Genomic DNA, 21,077 nt, shown 5'->3' on the forward strand with positions numbered 1-21,077 from the left:
TCCTCCTAGTTAGATGCATAGGCCACTGTGAGTGGCTTTTTAGCTTGTAATTGATGTTTCTTACCAGCAATTGTAATTGACCGTTTTTGGTCAGCCGTGACCGTGATCTTTTCATGATTAATCACAAACGTATATTGGGCGCCGCGGAATGTGTGCTTGAACTTCAGTGACTGCCAATGCGCTGGTAGCTGTGGGTTGACTTGTAACTGATCGGCTAACGCACTGACTCCACCAAAGTTGCGGGTCTCAAGTAAGAGTGTGGCACACATCACGCCAAGATGGATCCCTTCGGCGGTCGTTCCACCCTGAATGTCGTAATAGTCTGAAAACAGCGCTTCTGAGAAGAGTGACCAAGCTTGATCGTAGTTTTCATCCAGTTGATTTAAAACGGCGTACACGATGCGTGACAAGGTTGAGCCGTGGGTCGTCCGTTCCAAATAATACTGGATGTTATGGGTCAAATATTCCTTTGGTAGCTTATAGCCCAGCTTTTCAATCAGTTTTTGAACGGTAGGGACGTCGAAGTTATAAAAGGCCATCAACGTATCCGCTTGTTTTGCCACTTGATAGGCATCCGGCGTTTTACCTTCCGCTTTGAGAATACGATCCATCCGTGAAATATCACCATATTTTTGACGATAAGCTCGGAAATCGAGAGTCGGTAAGTTGAAATAACCTTCAAATTGAGCGATAATCCCACTCTGGTTAATGTCCAAGGTCAACTTGTGACTGATATCAACCATTTTATTGGCTAACTCGGTATTGAAATTGGCGGCCGCCGCGGCTTTTTGATAATCCGCATTAGCCAACTTTTCCCGTAACTGTGCAATGATATCGAATAACCAAGCCACCATCATATTGGTGTAGGCGTTATTCTTTAAACCCGGCGTTTTACTATTAGGGTAGTTTTCATGGAACTCATCTGGGCCCATGACCCCGGCGATACTATAGCGGCCAGTTGCTTTATCAAAAGTGGCCTTACTGATCCAAAATTCGGCAATTGACAGTAACATTTCCATGCCGTATTTTGCTAAGAACTCGCCATCTTGCGTCACGTGGGTGTAAGTCCAAATATCATAAGCGATATCCAATGACACGTGGCGTTGCAAGCGACTGTTATCGGGATCCCAAGCTTTGGTGATCGGATTCAAATGGGTAAATTGCGCCTGTTCGTCACCCTTTTGTGCAGATTGCCAAGGATACATGGCCCCTGCAAAACCAGCCGCCTTCGCGTTGGCCCGGGCCGCTGGTAGGCGACGATACCGATACAGTAACAGTTGTTTAGCTAATTCTGGTCGGTGTAGCACGTAGAATGGCAACATAAACATTTCATCCCAAAAAACGTGTCCGCGATAAGCTTCGCCATGTAAACCACGTGCCCCAGCAGAAGCGTCTAGTTGACCACTTTCAAGTGCGGCAGCGGAAACCAAGCTATGAAAGATATTCACACGAGTCAGTCGTTGACTTGTTAAGTCTCCATGAATCTTGATGTCTGCGTCATGCCAAGCCTTTGTCCAATAAGTTTCGCTAGTCTTAACGGTATCTTTGAAGCTGGACTTGGCTAGTTCGGTATCCACGTGACTCAGTAAGTCATCGTTTTTAACGTTACTCGTGGCAATGACGACATCCTTATCAAAGGTATAAGTTTGACCGGCTTTAACGGCGAGTGAAAGGGTCTGTTGAACGCCTTGAGGCTGATTCTTCAAGTCAATCAGCTGGCTAGTATCACAATCTGGGCTCGTTAATTTGGCCCCAAACGTATAGTTGATCTTAGAAGTCTTCGTTTGACCGGAAAGATACATCGCATTCGCACAAGATTCCATGCCCAACGTTTGTAAATGATGCTGGTCAAAAACATTATACCGACTAACGTTGCCGTTGACAACGCTTCCATCGATTTCGGAGTAGATTTGCAATGAACCAGAAAAGTTAATTGGTGTGACCGTGTAGCGAATGCTGAAGCGATGCCAAGCTTGCATATTGGCAATTTTTTGGGATTGGACTTGAAGCATATGTCCGGATGGCAATTGAATGAGCATGGTCGTTGTCAGTAGACCAGTTTTTAAATTGAGACTTCGATAAACATCTTGAACGTCACGTTCATTGATGCTGAAAGGTTGCTGATGATCCACACCAAAAGTCATGAACTGTGCATTAGGAAGGTTGACTAAATCTTCGTTAACGACGGCGTGATCTTTAATCGTCGTGGTTTCCTGATCAAAGACGCCAGCGACGTAAGTTCCAGGATAATCGTTTTTATCGGCATGTGATTCAACATAGGCGCCACGGATGCCAAAGTAACCATTCCCAACGGTTAACATGGCTTCTTGTCCGTTATTACGGACGCCTTGATATTGACCATAGTAGTCAAGGTGCCAGTTTAAATAAGCTTTTTTAGCTTTAATGGCGGCAGTGAGGCCATCGCGATCAACGGCTGCGCGACTCACAACCGGAATGTTAAGCAGGTTTGTTAACGCGAGCCCCACGTCGATCCGATCATAATTGACCCCCACAATGGTGTCGGAAAACGCGTAGTCTAAACCATTTTCAAGGATGGCGGCATCAAATTTTAAGCCGGCCAACCTCACTTTAATATTTTCTAGATTATCATTGATCGATTGGTCAGGATTGTAGGCAATCGCGTAATGAGTCGTTGCAGGCTCGTCTGCGACTGGGTAGTAAGCAATGTCCATGGCATCGTTTTCAATTCGTAATTTAATCAGTTGCATCGAATAACCACTCCTTAGTTAGTTGACTAAAAAAATGTCATAAATAGGTAGAAAATACTTATCCCACTTTCAAGCCTAGACCAGATTTTTACGTGATACAAATATTGTCACCGTAAGCGTTGTTATACTTGCGAAAAGATTAAATTAATAATTAAGTTGAATAAACTAGTCCTTTTACTTGCTTTTAAGGTAGGTTTTCCGGACAATTTGGTAGCGTGTTAGGCGTGAAAATTAGCACCTTTGGATTGTTGAATGCGCCGCCAGCCAGGATCAGGGTGCCATGGGGACCGGTCCCAGCCACAATGCGGTCTGGAACCTCGCTTTGAAGCCTAAAAAGCAAGTCTTCAAAGTCGTCCCGCAAAGTCAGGTGGCAATGGTGCGCCACCTGACTTTGCCGACACGGCACCCTGATCCTGGCTGGCTCTGCTTGGCCGTATATTCAAATGAAGCTAACTATTTAATGAGGACAAGGAATTTTACTTGCTACTGTGATTAATCATTAATAATAGCTTGAAAAGGGTCGTTTCGATGGCTATATTTTTGTGTTCAGGTTCACTAATCGAAAGCGTTTGGCGTTTTATTTGTTGGCAAGTGATCAACTTAATCTAAGTCTTAGTGGTAGTTTGTTGCGCGGAGCCAGTTAGGTTGAGAGTCCCGTGGCGGTGAGGTTAGCCAGCGTTTTGAGCTGGCTTAGCTCACGGGGCGACCTTAAAGACGTGAAGTTTCGGCTTTGAGGCGAGGCTTCAGACCGCTTTATGGCTGAAGCCGGTCCCCACAGGACACCCGACCTAACTGGCGGAGCGGAACCCATCTTTAAACAGTAAAAAACGCCTGAATATAATCGCCAGACGTTAATTAGGGGCTTATTCACTTGATTCTGGTAAAAGTTCTAAATGATCCATAGCCATCATTTCTCGGATCTTAATGCTGCTGGTTTGAAATTTTAAGATGACGGGATCGTGATAGTTTAAACGGCGTTGGAAAGGGCTGAGCTCCTTACGCCAATCAGTGGTGAACTCCTCATGACCAACTAAAGTGAGATGTCCCTTTAACATTAAGGAAGCGTAGTCGGCAAGGTGGTAACAAAACAGCGTTGCGCGGTTGCAACGCTGAATATTTTTTACCGTTGTTGTTTGTCGACTAGTGTAGAAGAAAAGTTGTTCTAAGTTACGATCTAAAGGCAAGGGGCTTAACGCTACCGTGGTTGGGAAACCACTGGCATCAATCGTGGCAACGGTGAACACCGCCGTCGTTTGAATCATATGTAGCGCAGCCTGACGCGTTGTGTGTTGCATGTTAGCCACCTTCTTTTAGGTCTAGTATGCCGGATAAGGAAGGGCCTTGTCACCTGTTATGCTCAAAAAGGAAATTAGCCGTTTTTTAGATACAAAAAAATCAGCTCTCACGGTGGATTATCACGGCGTGAAAACTGATTAGTGGTTTGGTTATAGATGGGCAGTCAGGGGATCGAACCCTGGACCCACGGATTAAGAGTCCGTTGCTCTGCCAGCTGAGCTAACTGCCCATAACTCAACAAAAAATATAATATCATGAAACGAAGCCCGTGACAACACTATTTTGCGTTTTTTTTCAAAAAAAGTGACTTTTTCTGTAAAAAGCTTGTTTCATGATGGTTTCAAAACGAGATTTAGTCGCCGTTAAAACGCGGTGTCATGCGGATTGGCAATCAAAGAAAGCCAAGGTTATTTGTGATATACTAAAAATAGTGCTGAAAAGATTTTTCAGCCGTCCAGACGCGGGTCAAGCTTCAGCGGACCCGTATTAATCGAAGTTTACTAAAATTGACTGCAACCTGTTTTCCCCTAAGGAGGAAGAAGCGTTATGAAAAAAATATTAGTTGTTGATGATGAGAAACCAATCTCAGATATTATGAAGTTTAATTTAACCAAGGAAGGTTACGAAGTCCACGTCGCCGCTGATGGTGAAGAGGCTTTGCAAAAAGTGGATGAAGTTCATCCAGACCTGATTCTCTTAGACTTAATGTTGCCGAAAATGGATGGGCTTGAAGTTGCCCGCCAAGTTCGAAAAAATTATGACATGCCAATTATTATGGTTACCGCCAAGGATTCTGAATTGGACAAAGTGCTTGGTTTGGAACTTGGTGCGGATGATTATGTCACTAAGCCATTTTCAAATCGTGAATTAGTGGCGCGGGTTAAAGCAAACTTACGCCGCCAAGGGACTCCAGCGGCACAACCTGCTGAAGAAGAAACCAATTCAGATATTGAAATTGGTGATTTGGTGATCCATCCAGATGCTTATATGGTCTCCAAACGGGGCGATAACATTGAATTGACCCACCGTGAATTTGAATTACTTCATTATCTTGCTCAGCATATTGGCCAAGTGATGACTCGTGAACATTTATTGCAAACGGTTTGGGGTTATGACTATTTTGGCGATGTGCGAACCGTTGATGTGACGGTGCGGCGTTTACGTGAAAAAGTTGAAGATAATCCTAGTCATCCGAAATGGTTAGTGACACGGCGGGGTGTCGGGTATTATCTCCGCAATCCTGAAAATGAGTAGAGGTTAAATCGCGTTGAAACTTAAGCGAAAGAATTTTTTTAAGTCGATTAATTTTAAAATTGCGCTCGTTTTTGCGTTGCTACTGTTAATTACGCTGGAAATTGTTGGCGCAATCTTTGTCCGGCAACTGGAAACTGAAAATTTGCAGCAATTTAAAACGCAAGTTCAGATTCCGACTTATATTGATAATTCGTTGGCAGAACAACTCTCAGGAAGTAACACGACCAAAGCCAATGCCCAAATTAAAACGATGTTATCGGATATCAATAATTCAAATATTGACGAAGTCCGGGTCATCGATAGTAAAGGGACGATTCGTGGGACTAATGATGTGAATGATCAAGCCGTAGTTGGTCAAAAAACAACGGATCGTAATGTCAAAAATGCGATATATAATAATCGTTCTTATACTAAGAATACGTATGATACGTCGAATAATAGTCAGTACTATATTTCAATCGTGCCATTGTATAGTTCTAACACAACGGGGAACAACAGCCAGTTAGTCGGGGTGTTATACGTTCGGGCCAACATGAAGTCGGTCTATAACACGATCAATTCAATTATGAAGATTTTCGCGGTCGCTTCGTTGGTGGCAATGGCCTTAGGATTAGGGATTGCCATCATCATTGCCCGGGCAATTACGCGACCAATTGAAGAAATGAAACGTCAGACACAACGGATCGCGCGCGGCGATTATGCTGGGCAAGTTCGTGTTTATAGTGATGATGAACTGGGTCAATTGGCTGGTGCCATTAATAACTTGTCGATTCGCGTTGAAGAATCACAAGAATCGACCGAAGCGGAACGCCGTCGGTTAGACAGTGTCCTTGCCCACATGAGTGACGGGGTCATTGCGACGGATCGTCGTGGGAATATCACGATTATTAATGAAACAGCTTCAGATTTTGTTGATGTGACCGCTGAAAAGGCGATTGGTAATTCAATTTTGGATATGTTGCAGATTCGTGATGATTATTCCTTACGTGATCTGATTGAAAATCAAGATGAACTCACTCTGGATTTCTCATCGAATGAACGAGATTTAATTTTAAATGCGTATTTCTCATTGATCCAACGTGAATCTGGGTTTATCAGTGGCTTAGTCTGTGTTTTGCACGATGTCACGGAACAACAAAAGATCGATAATGACCGTAAACAATTCGTTTCCAACGTGTCGCATGAATTGCGGACACCGTTGACCAGTCTGCGGAGCTATATTGAAGCCTTGAGTGATGGCGCCTGGAAAGACCCTGAAGTCGCCCCAGGTTTCTTAAAAGTTACGCAAGAAGAAACGGACCGGATGATTCGGATGATCAACGAGCTTTTAAGCTTGTCACGAATGGATTCTGGGACGACTCGGGTGGACATGGAGTTGGTCAATATCAACGAAATGTTTAACTATGTTTTGAATCGGTTTGATATGATCCTGAAAAAAGATGACAATCCGGCTAAATACTACACGATTAAACGGGAATTTACGAAACGCGACCTTTGGGTTGAAATTGACACCGATAAATTCACGCAGGTTTTAGATAACATTATGAATAATGCAATCAAGTATTCGCCCGATGGTGGGGTCGTAACTTGTCGCCTACTAGAAACGCATAACCAAGTCATTATCAGTATTAGTGATCAAGGTCTTGGGATTCCACGGGCTGACTTGACGCACGTTTTTGACCGGTTCTTCCGAGTCGATAAGGCGCGTTCACGAGCTCAAGGTGGGACTGGCCTTGGTTTAGCGATTTCTAAGGAAGTCGTGCAAATGTTAGGTGGTCGTATCTGGGTCGATAGTGTTGAGGGTCAGGGCTCGACTTTCTACATCTCGTTGCCATATGAACCTTATGAAGAGGAGGATCTTTGGGATGACGACTCGCAAGCTTAGACACCTCATTTTACCCATTACCCTGACCCTACTAATCTTCCTCAGTGTGGGCTTGTCCATGTATATCTGGACCAATCCATCACGTTATGAACGGGAAAATAAGGTTAGTACCGCTTCTTCAAACTCAACTTTGGCGACGCGCACGATCGATGATATTTATTTGCCAACTCAATTGGTACACACAGATTCGGCTGGCAAACAAACGTTATTAATTAATAAAAATGTCAGTCTGGTCAGTCAATTTAAAGAACAGATTAGTCGATGGCAGGCGACGAGTATCGTAAAGGTTCGCGTCACCTCAGCTAAAAGCTACGAGGCCTTGTTGAATGGGCAAGATTCGTACGTGCTGAATTTTCCTGATAGTGTCACAGTAGCGATGTTTAACACAATTTTTAATCAAAATTTGAAGAACTATCGCTCCTCTGAATTCAGTCGGATTGTCGTGCCAGTCAATGACGTTGATCACTTATATTTACTCAATGATAGTAAGCATCAGATTTATAGTGTCCGACTAAAAAAGAAGTCGTTAAAGTTGATGCGTAAGGTTTTACAGGCTAACAAAGTCACGGCGATTGCGGTGAAAATGACCTATGAAGCAAATGAAACGTATCTGGATTACACCCAACCAGTGACGATGCAACATTATAGCTATTTAATGAACGAGCAATCAGCTAGCGAACTCGCGAACCGTTTATTAGATGCGGATGGGAATTCGTCCGTGTCCGTCCGAACGCATAATGGTGAACAGATTTACACGACTGGGGCGTTTAAACGGATGACGGTCAACAATAAACTGGGGACGGTTTATTTTGAAGATTACAGTGATTCTGGTGACACGCGGCAAATTTCATTTACCACGCAGCTGCAGAAGAGCTATAGCCATCTGGTCAGTCTCGGCGTGCCGATGGATAATATTCGCTACTATGGCTATGACACGACTAGCAGTAGCGTCATTTACCGCAGTTACGTTGAAGGTTTTCCAATTTTCAATCAAACGGAAAATGGCGATGTTCGTATTCAGATGACGTCTAATGGACTGGATCGTTACTACTTCTCACTGGATAGTTTACAAGTGCCAGTACCAACGACCGGTAAGCAAACGGCGGTGACACTACCAAGTTCCACTAGTGTCCTCAAGCAGCTTATTGCCGCTGGTTATAAAGATAATAAGATTGGTAGCATCGAACTCGGTTATCAGTGGTCGCAAAATAAGTCGTCCAAACTCGTGATTGACTTAACGCCGACATATTACGTCAACTACAATGGCAGTTGGCGGACTTATACGTCGATGCTGAGCGGATCGTAAGGGGGCGGCGGAATGAACTTTCGAAGAATTGAATGGATTTTCGTGACGGCCTTCGTGGTGCTCGATATCTTCTTGGTCTACATGTTTGTTCAGACCAGTTCAAGTGATACGAGCACTAAGTCATCAAGTGATACGGCAACGACGGTTATTCGTGAAATGCGGGATGACAATATTAGTTTCAGCGACCCGAGCAGTAAAGAGGGCACCGGCTATTACATTGCTGGCAATAATGACAGTGGTTTGAAACAACATTTAGATCAGTTAACTGAACAGACGGCGCGATTATTGACGAGTAGTAAATTGACCAGTACGTTGCATACCACGATGACCATTGATAAAGATCATCCACAAGTTGATCTCGATAGTTTCGTGAAACAATCGGCTAACGTGATCCATGGGGATGAATACGTCTATTCTGCCGCTTTGTCGTCTACGGGCGACTATGTATACGTCCAAAAAGTGGCGGATGGTGAAATCCTGACGGCGACTGGTCAATTACATTTGATGGTCAACAAGAATCGGCAATTAGTGAGTTACACGCAGTCTTACGTGAATAGCGTGAAAACATTGCGTGAAAAAGCGGTCACGATTAGTGAAAAGAAAGCTTTAGTGGCTTTGTACCAATATAATCAAGTTTCCAATAATTCCCGTATCGTGTGGGGCAAGTTGGGCTATTCACGGCTATTGAAGTTGAAAGATAGTAGCGTGTACGTGCCTACTTGGATTTTCGCGGTCAAAAGCAAGAACAGTGCCAATTACAGTGTGCACCGCATCAACGCCTTTACGGGCGCAGCGATGAAGAACGGTAGCACGGAAACAACGACGGAAGCTGCGAGTGTGGAAAGTAGCACCGCTGGGATGATTTGGCATGCAGAATAAGATTGAGTTGAAGACGTCGGGAATTTTGGTTCCGGCGTTTTTTTTGATGGCAGTTGGTTCTAATATTTATAGTCGAAACGTGCAACTTGCGGCAACGACCTCCGCTTAGCTACGCCAATGACTAACTCGGAACAACGCCGAGTGAGCCATTGGCTAGGCTATGCTCGGTAGTTGGGCGCCGCAAGTTGCACTCTAGCCCTAAAAGCGTGTATCATAACTAAGAGTAGTCACTGAATTCAGAGATGGGAAGAACCTAAATAATGGTATTAAAATTAGCAACAGATCAAATGCAAGTTAGTGTGTTGGCTTCTGGGAGTACTGGGAATGTCACTTATATCGAAACGCCAGAACATAAAGTGTTAGTCGACGCTGGTTTGAGTGGGAAAAAGATCGCCAATTTGATGAGTTCGATTGGCCGTGATATTAATGAAGTCGATAGTTTGTTTGTCACGCACGAACATACCGATCACTGTCATTCAGCGGGCATTTTGGCACGAAAATATGGCCTAGATGTGTACGCTAATCAGGGGACTTGGGACGCCATGGCGCACAAAATTGGTGAGGTTCCGACTGAGCTTAAACATGTCTTTGATCCCAATACCACCCTTGGTTTGGGAGACTTGGATATCGAATCCTTCAGTGTTTCCCACGATGCTGCTGAGCCGCAATTTTATGAATTGCACCACGCCGGCAAATCCTTCGTCATTATCACCGATACGGGTTACGTTTCTGAACACGTCGAAGGGGTCATTAGCGATGCCGATGGCTATTTATTTGAATGTAACCACGATTTAGAAATGTTGCGGATGGGCCGCTATCCTTGGCCACTAAAACAACGAATCCTCGGTGATGAGGGGCATTTATCAAATGAAGATAGTGCGAATGCATTAATGGATGTGATCGGTCAACGGACGAAGCGAATTTACTTAGGTCATCGGAGTCAAGATAACAATATGAAGACTTTGGCGCATTTGACGGTTGCCTCGATGATGAAAGCACACGACTTCGGGGTAGAACACGATTTCCAAATCTATGATACGGATCCTGAAACGGCGACTAAACTAGTGACGCTCTAGTAACGATTTAACAGTTACACAATCATTCAGTCATAGAAAAATCACACTTTTTAGCTAAAATAAACTTAAAACTTAGTACTAAGTAGGGAGGGATCGCGTTTCGACGCGAAATTATGACAAACAACTCATTAGTCAAGGTCGCTGTAACTGCTCTCATTGCCGGCTTGTTAGGTGGCGGGATCGCTTACGGTGGCATCAATTATTTCAGCAATAATAATGTCACAACATCTTCGACCAGTGTTCCAACCGGGTCCAATAAATCGGGTTCAACGGGTACCACCAATGTGAAAGTTAATGTCAGTTCCCAAGCCACGAAAGTCTTTAAGAATAATAAAGCCGCCGTGGTCTCCGTAATCAACTTGCAGAAGCAAAGCACTTCGAGTGGTTGGAGTGGGATTTTGGGCGGTACGGATGGTTCGAATAGCGATAGTTCTAGCTCCAGCTCATCTAGCAGCAGTAAGTTGCAAGAGTACAGTGAAGGCTCTGGGCTGATTTACAAGAAGAGTGGTAATGTGGCTTACATCGTGACGAATAATCACGTGGTGAGCGGCTCAAACGCCATTCAAGTGATCATGAGTAATGGGACGAAGTTGTCAGCTAAATTGGTTGGGACCGATTCAGTGACCGACTTGGCCGTTTTGAAGATTAATTCTGCCAAAGTGACGAAGACGGCTAGTTTCGGTAACTCCGATAATATCGAAGTTGGTGAAAATGCCTTAGCCATTGGGTCACCATTAGGTTCTAACTATGCGACGACCTTAACGGAAGGGATTATTTCCGCGAAGAAACGGACGATCGCGACGACGAATACATCTGGTCAACAGACAGGGTATGCGACGGTTATTCAGACGGATGCAGCGATTAACCCTGGGAACTCTGGTGGGCCGCTCTTCAATTTAGCGGGCCAAGTCATTGGGATCAACTCAATGAAGTTGTCTTCCGATAGCTCGGGAACGAGTGTCGAAGGCATGGGCTTCGCGATTCCAAGTAACGAAGTGGTTAAAATAATTAATGAGTTAGTTGAAAATGGTGAAGTTGTTCGGCCAGCGTTAGGGGTTGCGACATATAATTTGTCTAATATCTCGGCCAGTGATCGGAAGTCAGTCTTGAAGTTGCCAGCCAGCATGACTAAAGGGGTCGTTATCATGAAGACCTATGCGGGTTCACCGGCAAAAGCAGCTGGATTAACAAAATATGATGTCATTACGGAGTTAGGCGGTAAGAAGATTACCAGTCTAGCAACCTTACGGACGGCACTGTATGAGCATCAGGTCAATGATACGGTAACTGTGAAGTATTATCATAATGGGTCGTTAAAGACCGCAAATATGAAACTAACAGAAACGACTAAAACATTAACGAAGCAATCTAATTAAAGATTAAGCTTTCATAAGAGCGTCAAGATGCCGATCGCGTCTTGACGCTCTTTTTAGGCTTAAATTGGAAAAACCGAAGAAACGTTTTTCAAAACAGCCTGTTAGTGGCGTGTCATGGTCGTTGGTGCAAATAAAGCCGAACGAAATCAGAATTAGGCGTGAAAACCATTTTTACCCGGGCAACGGGTTAGACATAAATTGTGCATAACTTCGGGGATAACTTTTGAGTTTGGTTGTGGTAATTTATTAACAAGCGCCAGAACGGCAATGGGGCTTGTTCAAAAGTTATCCACAGGTGGTGCTTTTGGTTGTGGACTAAATTTTCAAAATTTATTTTAATTTGTTGTGATTGTTGATATAATGGGATTTGTAACCGGCGTCTACGAACGAATGTTGCTGTGGAAAACTGTGGATAAGTTCCGGCTAACTTGACAAAACGACCCTAAATAAATGTTGTGGCAAACATACGTTCAACACAATATATAGGAAACTGAGTTATACACCTGTGGATAACTTTGTTGATAACTTGTGCAAAGGTGGTAAATTATGAACATCAAAATTATCTGTGTTGGTAAATTAAAGGAAAAGTACTTCAAACAGGGGATTGCGGAATATGCGAAACGGATGAGTAAATTTGCAAAATTCCAGATTGTTGAAGTTCCTGATGAAAAGGCACCAGAGTCATTAAGTAACGCAGAGATGGCTAATGTCATGGAAAAAGAAGGCGATCGGATTTTAGATAAAATCAAGGATCGCGATTACGTGTATGCGTTGGCTATTCTAGGAAAGGAACGTTCTAGTGAAGAATTTGCTGCTGAAATAGATAAACTAACGACTTATGGACACAGTGATATTGATTTTGTCATCGGTGGCTCGTTAGGATTGGCTCCGGAAGTCTTAAAACGTGCGGATACGCAAATCTCATTCGGTCGCTTTACGCTGCCTCATCAATTGATGAGGTTGGTGCTGACGGAACAGGTGTATCGGGCGTTTATGATTAACATTGGGTCACCCTACCATAAGTGACGCTAAAAAAGCGTCTTATAGGCTTGGCGCTTGGGATGCATGAAGTCGTAAATTAGTTGGTAATTCGGCGTTTATAGCTACTTATATCGTTAGAGAAGTCCTTATCACAAGTGACGCTAAAATGGCGTCCCACAGGTTCAGTGTTTGAAATTCATGGAGTTGTAAATTGGTTGATATTTCGGTGTCTATAGCTAGTTGCGGTACCATAATCATAAATAAACAAATTAACATTAATAAAAAGAAGTTAGATGGTATTGGCGAGGAGAAATATGATGGAAAGTAAAGAATCGTTAGATGTTATACAATTGAATATTCAGAGATTTATTGATTCGAAATTTACAGATCAAAAAGTTTTGGAAGTAGTGTTGCAGCAATATGGAAATCTTACTGAAGTTCAACAGGGGATGATTGAACCTAAAATGTATGTCATATATAGAGGAAAATATGACTATCTTTTTACAGGTGGACAATATAATGATTCATGTGTGTGGATGAATAAAACAATTCAACATACTAGATTTGAAAGGGAATTATCTAATAATAAAGTACATTTTTATATAGAAGCAGTAAAGATATTGTTAATGTTATTTCTAGAAAATGGTGATGAAACCAAATTAAAACGAGCAAGAAAGTACTTTCAATTTATTACGGATCTTAATGAATATCCAGAGACGTCAGCTTTGAAGGATATCTATAGAGAAGATATTGAAATTTTAAAGGCGGTTAAAGATGGCCAAGGCTTGTGGACGGAAACAAAATTTACTGTACCTATTGCAATTAAAAGTATTAGTAATGTTGTTCACGTAGAACTAGAGAAAGAAAACATTATAGCAGAGGTAACTTGTGAGTCCGGAATGGTTAATAATACGCCAATTCAGACAAATGGTGTATTGATACGCAATCAGGATCGGGAATCCCAGGTTGGCAATTCAACATGGAATATCAAGATTAATAGGTATCTTTCGTGTGAGAAAGTGAGTCCAATTGATAAGACGGCATCTGTTATGCAAGAAAAGGTTTGCAAAATTGTTAACTTAGTAATTGACAGATATAGATTGAAGACTAATGAGTATTGGGTAAAAAAGATATATCCATCAATGGTAGATGGCCATTCGATTAATTACGGTGCAGATGATGTAATATTTCGAAAGATTTTAATGTATGACAGAGGAGAGTACATTCTGTCAACAGATTCAACATCAGTTGAAATTGGTGATATTAGTGAGGAAAAACCAATTGAATTATACAAAAAAATGTTTTTAGGTGCGCAAACATATTTATTAACAGAAGATTTGCGCGAATGTGTTTTATTGTTAAATATTGCATTTGAAAATTTCACTTACAGTGTAGTTTGCCCCCAAATAGTTTCTTTGAGTGAGGGAAAATATGAAGCGAATTTTTACTTTGGTCTAAAACCATATCAGGACTTCTTTTTACGTGATTATTTAACGGAAGAGCAATATAAGACGGCTGTACAGCGGAAAGATATAAAGCCCTCGGGAACTTCCATGTATGCAATTTATAAAATCCTCTGGACTGAATCTAAAACTTTTTCCGGAAATATTTCAAAAACAGAAATGAATAAACTAATTTCTACTATACGTCATAACCGAAACGAGTTTATACATGGCAGCTTATCAGATAGAAAGAGAATATCGGTTAATAATGTTAGGGGACAGTTAGATGCATTTGATAAACTAATGTCGTTAATTAGTTCTTGATAGGTCTATTATTTATTACTTAGGGTTCATATCGACTTGTAGAGATAGACTATGCCGATATTATAAGTGCTGTGGTTTTAACCACTAAGTTATTAGTTACCCGATTGTAAACAGCGCCTAGGTATGATATGGATCGCCGTATCATAAATGATGCGGTTTTTCCTAGGATTAATCGTTGCTAGGCATATATCGCAAGTGATATGTTGACGATATTCAATCTTGACGATGTGTTTTTAAGGTATGATAGGGCTGGAGGTGTCTTTAATGGCCGATTTGCGTAAGTTTAAGAGTCAACGGGATATTCAAATGGGTTTGATCGCTTGCCTTAAGAATAAGCGATTCAACGAAGTCACTGTCAATGACATCTGTACGCAAGCATTGGTGGGACGTAGTACGTTTTACCATCACTATGCTGACAAGTATGCGTTGCTTGAAGAGATGGTGACACAGCGTGTAGACGTATTTGATCGGTTATTAGACCAACGAGTAGCGGGCATTACGGAAGATCAGCCATTGTTGGTATTGTATCGACAACTCGAAGGCGATGCAGGGGCCATCACATGCTTACTACAGATACACGAAAAAGATGGCGATCTAAGTGATCGCTATCTTAATAGCCTTGCCCGTCATGCGCGGACTTTGTTTCCCAAGGTGACTTTAGCAATCCCTCAAGGCTTTGCGTTGGAATTATATTCAACCACTGCTTTGACTGCAATCAGCTGGGCGTTGCGTCATGGGGAACCTGAAGCCATTTCACATTTTATGAATCAGTTAATGAAATTGGTGCTTAATACGGAAGCGTGATCACATGTTGATCAGTATTGGTATCGTGATTGGCAAGTGCTTCAATACAGTTTGGATCATGGGCCATCTCACGCACCCAACCAAGGCTAGTGATGGCAGCTTTACGACTGGTGCAGATGCCGGGTGTTAGCATCTCTTCCCATGAACGATTAGCGTAACCGACGTCTGCTGCGAGTAAGACGTAACGGCCATCGCAACCGCGGACCAACGTTGCTGACATGCCAGTCGCGTGACCTGCAGTATGAATTTGTAAGACACTGCCATCACCAAAGATATCATAACTTTCGCCTGTGGGACCAAAGCCGGTGTTTTGGTATTCGTAAGTTTGAACGTTGACACCGTGCCATTCACTGGGCAGATAGACCATTGGTGTGTGATTGGCAACGCGCCATTCAGGAGCGGATACTAGGATCTTCTTGGCATTGGCGACGTGCTTGAGGCCACTGACGTGATCGCAGTGTAAGTGGCTTAACAACACATAGTCGAGGTCCTCAGGACGATGTCCTAAGGCCTTCATGCGCTCATCGACTGCCCAGCCAGTCGGGAGATAGCCCGTATTGATCTGAACCTGCAAACCTAGTTCTTTCCAGTTGCTGGTGCGGATTTGTTTGTTCCAGCCGGTATCAATCAAAATTAGGCCCCGGGGGTGTTCAATCAAGTAACTAGAAACTGGTAATGTGGTTTGATTCTTCTCTGAACGAAATAAACCAGTAAAGGCCAAGGGATTACGGTATAGACCGTGAAACGGCAAAGCCTTGTCGACCTTAACGAGCCCGGTGTGTAAAACGTGAATTTTTATTTGATCAGTCATGATGTGATGTGCCTCCAATTCGTATGTCTTTAGCATACGGGGAAGACAAGTGTATGGGTAGAATCACTTTGACGGCAGGTGTGTCAAAAGGGACAATCATACCAGTAAGTGTCTCGTAAGGCACAAAATTAGATATATTGATTGAGGCATTTCCACAGTGTGTGTCTGCTGTTTAGGAATAATGAATTCATCATTTACCATAGAAACGATTGATATGGAAGTCCTTACCACAAGTGATGCGATTAAACCTCAAGTGATATATTGGGTTAAAGGGGGTCTGCGTATTTTTTAAATCCTAGTGGGTAATTGCTGACATATTAGGACCATTCGCGTCAGACTGCAGACGTTTCTACTCCTTACGAAATGAATGTGACCTGTTTATTCCTTAGAACGATGGAATTGAGTTCATTGTATAAAAAATGAGCTAGTAGTTAAACTAGCCCAGATCCATTAGCTATGAGTGATTTACAAATTACCCCTGCACCGGATTAAGCATCCTGCTGGCAAGTAAACCAGAGACACAGCTAAGATGGAGAGTAAAATATGCATATCCATTACCTCTTTCAAGGAATCGTAGAGACAACTTAAGAATAGAGATTGGAGCGCGGTGCTTAGAGCCGGTAATATCAGATAGCAGGAGTGGGAATCGAACCCACGAGCTCTAAGGCTGTATGCATAGTTTACTTTTGAGAATCAGTATACCATACTTAAATCAATTGATTGAAATAATTTCAGATTAGTATGATACGGATCTCCGTATCATAAGTGACGCTAAAAAAGCATTTCATATACTGGCTCTTGGAATTCATGGCGTTGAATTATTTACTGCAAATTGCAATCATAATGCGAATTGAATGACGAGGAGATAGATGCTTTTGAGTAGTTGGTTAAAAGTGTACGTAAGTCGTCTAATCAGTAGTGTTACTTGGTTTGAGCATTAACGCAATCACAAATCGAATGAAGCCAATTATGATAATGCTGGCAAAAAAGGCTCGGGCTCCGGTAAATTGAGACGTTGTGCTAAAGAAAGCCTGAATGACGACTAATAGGCTGGTTCCAATTGAGCCACCAACTTGTCGGAAAGTGTTGACCATCGCAGTACCATGTTTTAATAATGCTGCTGGTAAGACGTTTAGCGCTTCTGTTGTTAAAGGGGTCATCACTAAAGAATTGCCGATCATTTTTAGAATCAAGCAAAAAGTCATCAAGAGTAATGAAGTATGCGCTGTTAGAAATAGGAATGGTATCATTGAGATGGCTACGGTGAGACTACCGATGATTCCTAGTATTTTACCGCCAACATGATCATATAATTTCCCCGCAACCAGCGAAGTTAAGCCACTAGCGAGGGCTCCTGGTAATAAAACGAGCGCTGACGTCAGGGCAGTGTGGTGCATGGCCGATTGTACTAAAGTTGGAATAATGGCTTGTGGTCCAATCAAGGTAACGAACGATAAAACGACTAGGATTAGTGATAAAGTGAATTGGCGATTTTTAAAAATGTGAAAATCTAGCATCGGCTTAGTCAGCTTCATTTGACGATAAATGAAGCTGGCAATAACGATTAGGCCGCTGACAATCGCGATGAGCCCAAGCTGTTTATTTTGGCCGAGGCTACCCGTACCGTAAAGTAATAAGCCAAATCCGACTGTTGAATAAGTGACTGAGCGATAGTCAAGTTTATTGTCAGGACTAGGATGACCAACGTTTTGCATGCCAAAAATTGTGGCAATGATCAAGCCAACGCCAATAGGGAAAACTAACCAAAACAGAAAACGCCAGGACAGCTTGCTAATGATGAAACCGGCGATAGTCGGACCGATCAAAGGGGCAAAGCCAGTTGTTAGGCCAATTATTCCCATAACGGTGCCATGCTGGTCTTTTCTGACGATTGTAAACATCACCACTTGCATTAATGGGATGATAATTCCAGCGCCGATCGCTTGGATGAGTCGAGAAATCAGTAGCATACTGAAATTAACGGCTATTGCCGATAGTAAGGTGCCCAGTGTAAAAGTACCAACTGCAAATAGGGTGAGTTGGCGTGTCGTAAAGCGACTAATCAAAAATGCGGTGACCGGGATCCACACACCATTTACAAGCATGTAGGCAGTTGTCAGCCATTGAACAGTATTATTGCTGACGCCAAAAGTGGCCATAATGTCAGGAAATGCAGTGAAGAGCAAGGTCTGATTGAGAATCGAAATGAATGCGCCTAGCATAAATATGATAAGAATGGTTTTGATGTGATAGCTTTTAGTGTCAGCCATGATGGACCTCCTCGGAGAATTTGTTTAAGTTGTAGTTACAACTTAAACAACAAAAATGCTACACCACTTAATTTTATAAGTCAATCAAACTATATTTTAATTACAATATGAAGGTGAGATGGTCAGATGTCCTTGCAACATCCAGTAACAACGGCAGAACTAATTTATCAAGTTGGTCAATTAGAGGGCCAGATTATTCAACGTCGGTTGGCGGATATTGGGATTCGAATGGATCACGCCCGACTCCTGCATTATGTGAGTGATGTCGCTGGAACTAATCAAGCTAATTTAGCTGAATATTTAAATGTGCAGCCGGCCACGCTAACTAATATGATCAAAAAATTGGAGAAGCAGAATTTAATTATTCGACGCGTTAATCCAATTAACTCACACATGAAGCAGATCTTTTTGCTGCCAGAAGGCGAAAAAGCAGCGCATAAGATCAACGAGGTTTTCAACCAATTGAATCGTATTGTTGCGTCTGTGCAGCTAACGGATGTCGCACAATTTCAGCAGTTATTGGCACGATTAGAAGCTAAATATAAGGACTAATAGTGGGCTTGAAAGTTTGATTGCGCCCTATTACAATAGGATCGAACGTACCAAATTGAATTTTGAAAAGTGAAAGAACGTGAAAATATGCCAGAAAATGCAGCCATGGAAATATTAATTCGGTTAAAAAATGTTGCACCCGCAGTCTCACGAAAGCTGATCGTGCCTGTGACGATCCGTTATGACCAGTTACATGTGCTGATTCAGCTCGCGTTTGGCTGGACTAATTCTCATTTATATAAATTCGAATTACCGCAACAACCGGATCTTGAATATGTTGGCTATGTGGATGATATGAGTCTCGTAGCTGAACAGATTCCAGCGGATCAAGCGTATCTGTTCCCTGATTTACAACAAACTAAGCTGATTTATACTTATGATTTTGGTGAAAGCTGGGAACATGAGATTATTTTGAAGCGGATGCTAACTTTCGATGAAATTAAGCACGTTCAAGTGCCAAGTTGTACCTGGAGTCGGGGCGCTAATTGTGCCGAAGATGGGCAGGATCCTAAATATGCCTTGCCATTTAATCGGCAAGACTTGAATAGTCGTTTGAAACTGTGGTCACGTGCGGGCGAGCAACTTATTCGTGCAGACGATATGGGATTGAATCCTGAAAGTGATTACTAATCGCGCAAATTATTTTTACTTGCGGTATATTATAATTATGTTCCCCAGCTATGGGGGTGATCCAATGATTAGGAAGGTAAAGCCTGATTTTTAATAGTATTCCCCACGGATGTAGGGCTGATTTTAATGATACCTTGGTGTTGGGAGTCGACAAGTCGTACTTCTCACGTGTGAGGGCATATAAAAAAGCTGATTTTGTCAAAAGGTTGTGCCATGACCTGACAAAATCAGCTTTTTTTAATGATTTTAGCGTATCTTTGGACGACTTATTTTCAAAATTAAGTCTTACTGAGTGAATAAACTGCGGCGGATTCCAAGCAATAGCAATTTGATTTCAGTGATGGCGAAACTTGTTTTAGGCTCGTATTCACATTTAAATTCCTAATCTATTCACGAAGCTCAAAAACAGTCAAAAAAACAATCACGGCCAAATTCTATCTACAATTAGAAAATCAACCAAGTGTTTTATCGTCTAACGACTCAAGGTACTTGGTTGATTTTTGTGCATATATTTGGCCGTAAAATAATATTCAAGAGTTGCGGCTTATTGATTCAATGAAGTGTGGGGCACTGATCGTAATGATTCAATCAAAAATCAAGTATCCACGTTGAAACCTAGAACCGCTTTTTTGGTGATTGCTCAATACATGAAAGTATGTCAAAGAGCGTCCAATGGCGTTGTTACCGCACAATTGGACGCTCTTTAGTTACTATTTTTTATTTCCGATTTCGACGTTGTGGCTGTACCACAGTCAAAAATTCGGTTAAAGTCTCTAGATTAGTCAGTTGTCGATTACATTGGTTGCTATCACGGCAAATATAGTTGCCTTTCTTGGTATAAGTTCCCAAGCCAGATGATTTAGTCGTTGAGAGAAACAAGGCGACATTACCGATTGTTTGGCAAATGGCACAGACCCCCTTAATGGTTTGCGGGGAGAATTCACCTTGAATGCCGATTAAACGGTCTTCAAAGGGTGCCACGAGATATTTCTTTTGGTTACCACCGTCATTCCATCCCAAATAAGTTAATTCATGTAACTGTAAATTGGCCCATTCTGGCTGCTTCAACTTTTTAACTTTTCGAAAAATCTTGCTCAGTTGTTTAGTTGAGAGTGTTGGAAAAGGTTCTACCAATGGGACTAATAATTCAAGCAATTTTGTAGCAGCCGTTCGTGAGAGTCGGTCAGTTGCTAAGCCGGTTAAAAATTGTTGCGCATCTAGACTTTCACTAGGAAGCAATGGTGTTATCTGAGCAATCGTCTTGGCCCGTATGGCGAGTCGAATTTGAGCATCATTGACCGCTAGATAGGCACTAGTCAAATTGTTAACTTGTTGGGTGATATAACTATATTCATAGGTGGTAATTGTCGTTTTCATAAATAAATTTCCTTTCAGATTCAAACTAGACACTTCTCTGAAAGGTTTTGCAGAAAAGTGTCGCTAACAAGCAGCACTCTTCTGT

16 protein-coding genes and 1 tRNA gene are annotated in these 21,077 nt (G+C 42.3%); 11 read left to right on the forward strand and 6 right to left on the reverse strand.

Features of this window, described 5'->3' with window-relative positions; genetic code table 11:
- Positions 1 to 5: 5 nt before the first annotated feature.
- The 3 genes from RA086_RS00125 to RA086_RS00135 form a co-directional block, all read right to left on the reverse strand.
- Positions 6 to 2,729, reverse strand: coding sequence for a glycoside hydrolase family 65 protein (locus RA086_RS00125; protein WP_308701903.1), 2,724 nt, complete (start codon positions 2,727 to 2,729; stop codon positions 6 to 8).
- Between the two features lie 863 nt (positions 2,730 to 3,592).
- Positions 3,593 to 4,024, reverse strand: coding sequence for a pyridoxamine 5'-phosphate oxidase family protein (locus RA086_RS00130; RefSeq protein WP_308701904.1), 432 nt, complete (start codon positions 4,022 to 4,024; stop codon positions 3,593 to 3,595).
- A 157-nt stretch (positions 4,025 to 4,181) separates the two neighbouring features.
- Positions 4,182 to 4,254, reverse strand: a tRNA-Lys gene (locus RA086_RS00135).
- 317 nt (positions 4,255 to 4,571) lie between these two features.
- Here RA086_RS00135 and yycF point away from each other — a divergent pair.
- From yycF to RA086_RS00180, 9 genes are all read left to right on the forward strand, one after another.
- On the forward strand, positions 4,572 to 5,279 hold the full coding sequence (gene yycF, locus RA086_RS00140) for a response regulator YycF (protein ID WP_308701905.1): 708 nt from the start codon (positions 4,572 to 4,574) through the stop codon (positions 5,277 to 5,279).
- 13 nt (positions 5,280 to 5,292) lie between these two features.
- Positions 5,293 to 7,164 carry a cell wall metabolism sensor histidine kinase WalK gene (gene walK, locus RA086_RS00145; RefSeq protein ID WP_308701906.1) on the forward strand — a complete coding sequence of 624 codons (1,872 nt, stop codon included), beginning with the start codon at positions 5,293 to 5,295 and terminating at the stop codon, positions 7,162 to 7,164.
- Positions 7,145 to 8,470, forward strand: coding sequence for a YycH family regulatory protein (locus RA086_RS00150; RefSeq protein ID WP_308701907.1), 1,326 nt, complete (start codon positions 7,145 to 7,147; stop codon positions 8,468 to 8,470). The genes walK and RA086_RS00150 overlap by 20 nt, the downstream gene beginning before the upstream one ends.
- 12 nt (positions 8,471 to 8,482) lie before the next feature.
- Positions 8,483 to 9,349, forward strand: a complete 867-nt coding sequence (locus RA086_RS00155; protein ID WP_308701908.1) for a two-component system regulatory protein YycI — start codon at positions 8,483 to 8,485, stop codon at positions 9,347 to 9,349.
- 260 nt (positions 9,350 to 9,609) lie between these two features.
- On the forward strand, positions 9,610 to 10,425 hold the full coding sequence (locus RA086_RS00160; RefSeq protein WP_308701909.1) for an MBL fold metallo-hydrolase: 816 nt from the start codon (positions 9,610 to 9,612) through the stop codon (positions 10,423 to 10,425).
- A 113-nt stretch (positions 10,426 to 10,538) separates the two neighbouring features.
- Entirely contained in the window at positions 10,539 to 11,801 is a 1,263-nt protein-coding gene (locus RA086_RS00165) for a S1C family serine protease (RefSeq protein WP_308701910.1), read from the forward strand.
- Between the two features lie 546 nt (positions 11,802 to 12,347).
- Positions 12,348 to 12,827: a 23S rRNA (pseudouridine(1915)-N(3))-methyltransferase RlmH gene (rlmH, locus tag RA086_RS00170; protein ID WP_308701911.1), complete on the forward strand. Its 480-nt coding sequence runs from the start codon at positions 12,348 to 12,350 to the stop codon at positions 12,825 to 12,827.
- 269 nt (positions 12,828 to 13,096) lie between these two features.
- A complete protein-coding gene (locus RA086_RS00175; RefSeq protein ID WP_308701912.1) occupies positions 13,097 to 14,548 on the forward strand; it encodes a hypothetical protein in 1,452 nt (483 codons plus the stop codon).
- A gap of 264 nt (positions 14,549 to 14,812) precedes the next feature.
- The gene (locus RA086_RS00180) at positions 14,813 to 15,352 is read left to right on the forward strand and encodes a TetR/AcrR family transcriptional regulator (RefSeq protein ID WP_308701913.1); all 540 of its coding nucleotides are present in this window, start codon (positions 14,813 to 14,815) and stop codon (positions 15,350 to 15,352) included.
- Here RA086_RS00180 and RA086_RS00185 read toward each other — a convergent pair.
- Both RA086_RS00185 and RA086_RS00190 read right to left on the reverse strand, forming a co-directional pair.
- On the reverse strand, positions 15,336 to 16,163 hold the full coding sequence (locus RA086_RS00185; RefSeq protein WP_308701914.1) for an N-acyl homoserine lactonase family protein: 828 nt from the start codon (positions 16,161 to 16,163) through the stop codon (positions 15,336 to 15,338). The genes RA086_RS00180 and RA086_RS00185 overlap by 17 nt on opposite strands.
- Positions 16,164 to 17,071: 908 nt before the next feature.
- Positions 17,072 to 18,433 (reverse strand): DHA2 family efflux MFS transporter permease subunit, encoded by a 1,362-nt coding sequence (locus RA086_RS00190; protein WP_308701915.1) that lies wholly within the window; start codon positions 18,431 to 18,433, stop codon positions 17,072 to 17,074.
- Between the two features lie 126 nt (positions 18,434 to 18,559).
- Between RA086_RS00190 and RA086_RS00195 the strand changes: the two genes are divergently transcribed.
- On the forward strand, positions 18,560 to 18,985 hold the full coding sequence (locus RA086_RS00195) for a MarR family winged helix-turn-helix transcriptional regulator (protein ID WP_308701916.1): 426 nt from the start codon (positions 18,560 to 18,562) through the stop codon (positions 18,983 to 18,985).
- 87 nt (positions 18,986 to 19,072) lie between these two features.
- A complete protein-coding gene (locus RA086_RS00200; protein WP_308701917.1) occupies positions 19,073 to 19,615 on the forward strand; it encodes a plasmid pRiA4b ORF-3 family protein in 543 nt (180 codons plus the stop codon).
- A 717-nt stretch (positions 19,616 to 20,332) separates the two neighbouring features.
- Here RA086_RS00200 and RA086_RS00205 read toward each other — a convergent pair.
- Positions 20,333 to 20,992: a FusB/FusC family EF-G-binding protein gene (locus tag RA086_RS00205; RefSeq protein ID WP_308701918.1), complete on the reverse strand. Its 660-nt coding sequence runs from the start codon at positions 20,990 to 20,992 to the stop codon at positions 20,333 to 20,335.
- Positions 20,993 to 21,077 lie beyond the last annotated feature (85 nt).

Origin of the sequence: Lactiplantibacillus brownii (genome assembly GCF_031085375.1) — a bacterium.
Taxonomy (GTDB): Bacteria; Bacillota; Bacilli; order Lactobacillales; family Lactobacillaceae; genus Lactiplantibacillus; species Lactiplantibacillus brownii.

What these genes read in the sequence shown, in the direction of transcription:
- RA086_RS00125 (WP_308701903.1), bottom strand. Translation starts at nt 2,729, where the DNA reads ATGCAACTGATTAAATTACGAATTGAAAACGATGCCATGGACATTGCT.
- RA086_RS00130 (WP_308701904.1), bottom strand. Translation starts at nt 4,024, where the DNA reads ATGCAACACACAACGCGTCAGGCTGCGCTACATATGATTCAAACGACG.
- yycF (WP_308701905.1), top strand. Translation starts at nt 4,572, where the DNA reads ATGAAAAAAATATTAGTTGTTGATGATGAGAAACCAATCTCAGATATT.
- RA086_RS00150 (WP_308701907.1), top strand. Translation starts at nt 7,145, where the DNA reads ATGACGACTCGCAAGCTTAGACACCTCATTTTACCCATTACCCTGACC.
- RA086_RS00155 (WP_308701908.1), top strand. Translation starts at nt 8,483, where the DNA reads ATGAACTTTCGAAGAATTGAATGGATTTTCGTGACGGCCTTCGTGGTG.
- RA086_RS00160 (WP_308701909.1), top strand. Translation starts at nt 9,610, where the DNA reads ATGGTATTAAAATTAGCAACAGATCAAATGCAAGTTAGTGTGTTGGCT.
- RA086_RS00165 (WP_308701910.1), top strand. Translation starts at nt 10,539, where the DNA reads ATGACAAACAACTCATTAGTCAAGGTCGCTGTAACTGCTCTCATTGCC.
- rlmH (WP_308701911.1), top strand. Translation starts at nt 12,348, where the DNA reads ATGAACATCAAAATTATCTGTGTTGGTAAATTAAAGGAAAAGTACTTC.
- RA086_RS00175 (WP_308701912.1), top strand. Translation starts at nt 13,097, where the DNA reads ATGATGGAAAGTAAAGAATCGTTAGATGTTATACAATTGAATATTCAG.
- RA086_RS00180 (WP_308701913.1), top strand. Translation starts at nt 14,813, where the DNA reads ATGGCCGATTTGCGTAAGTTTAAGAGTCAACGGGATATTCAAATGGGT.
- RA086_RS00185 (WP_308701914.1), bottom strand. Translation starts at nt 16,163, where the DNA reads ATGACTGATCAAATAAAAATTCACGTTTTACACACCGGGCTCGTTAAG.
- RA086_RS00190 (WP_308701915.1), bottom strand. Translation starts at nt 18,433, where the DNA reads ATGGCTGACACTAAAAGCTATCACATCAAAACCATTCTTATCATATTT.
- RA086_RS00195 (WP_308701916.1), top strand. Translation starts at nt 18,560, where the DNA reads ATGTCCTTGCAACATCCAGTAACAACGGCAGAACTAATTTATCAAGTT.
- RA086_RS00200 (WP_308701917.1), top strand. Translation starts at nt 19,073, where the DNA reads ATGCCAGAAAATGCAGCCATGGAAATATTAATTCGGTTAAAAAATGTT.
- RA086_RS00205 (WP_308701918.1), bottom strand. Translation starts at nt 20,992, where the DNA reads ATGAAAACGACAATTACCACCTATGAATATAGTTATATCACCCAACAA.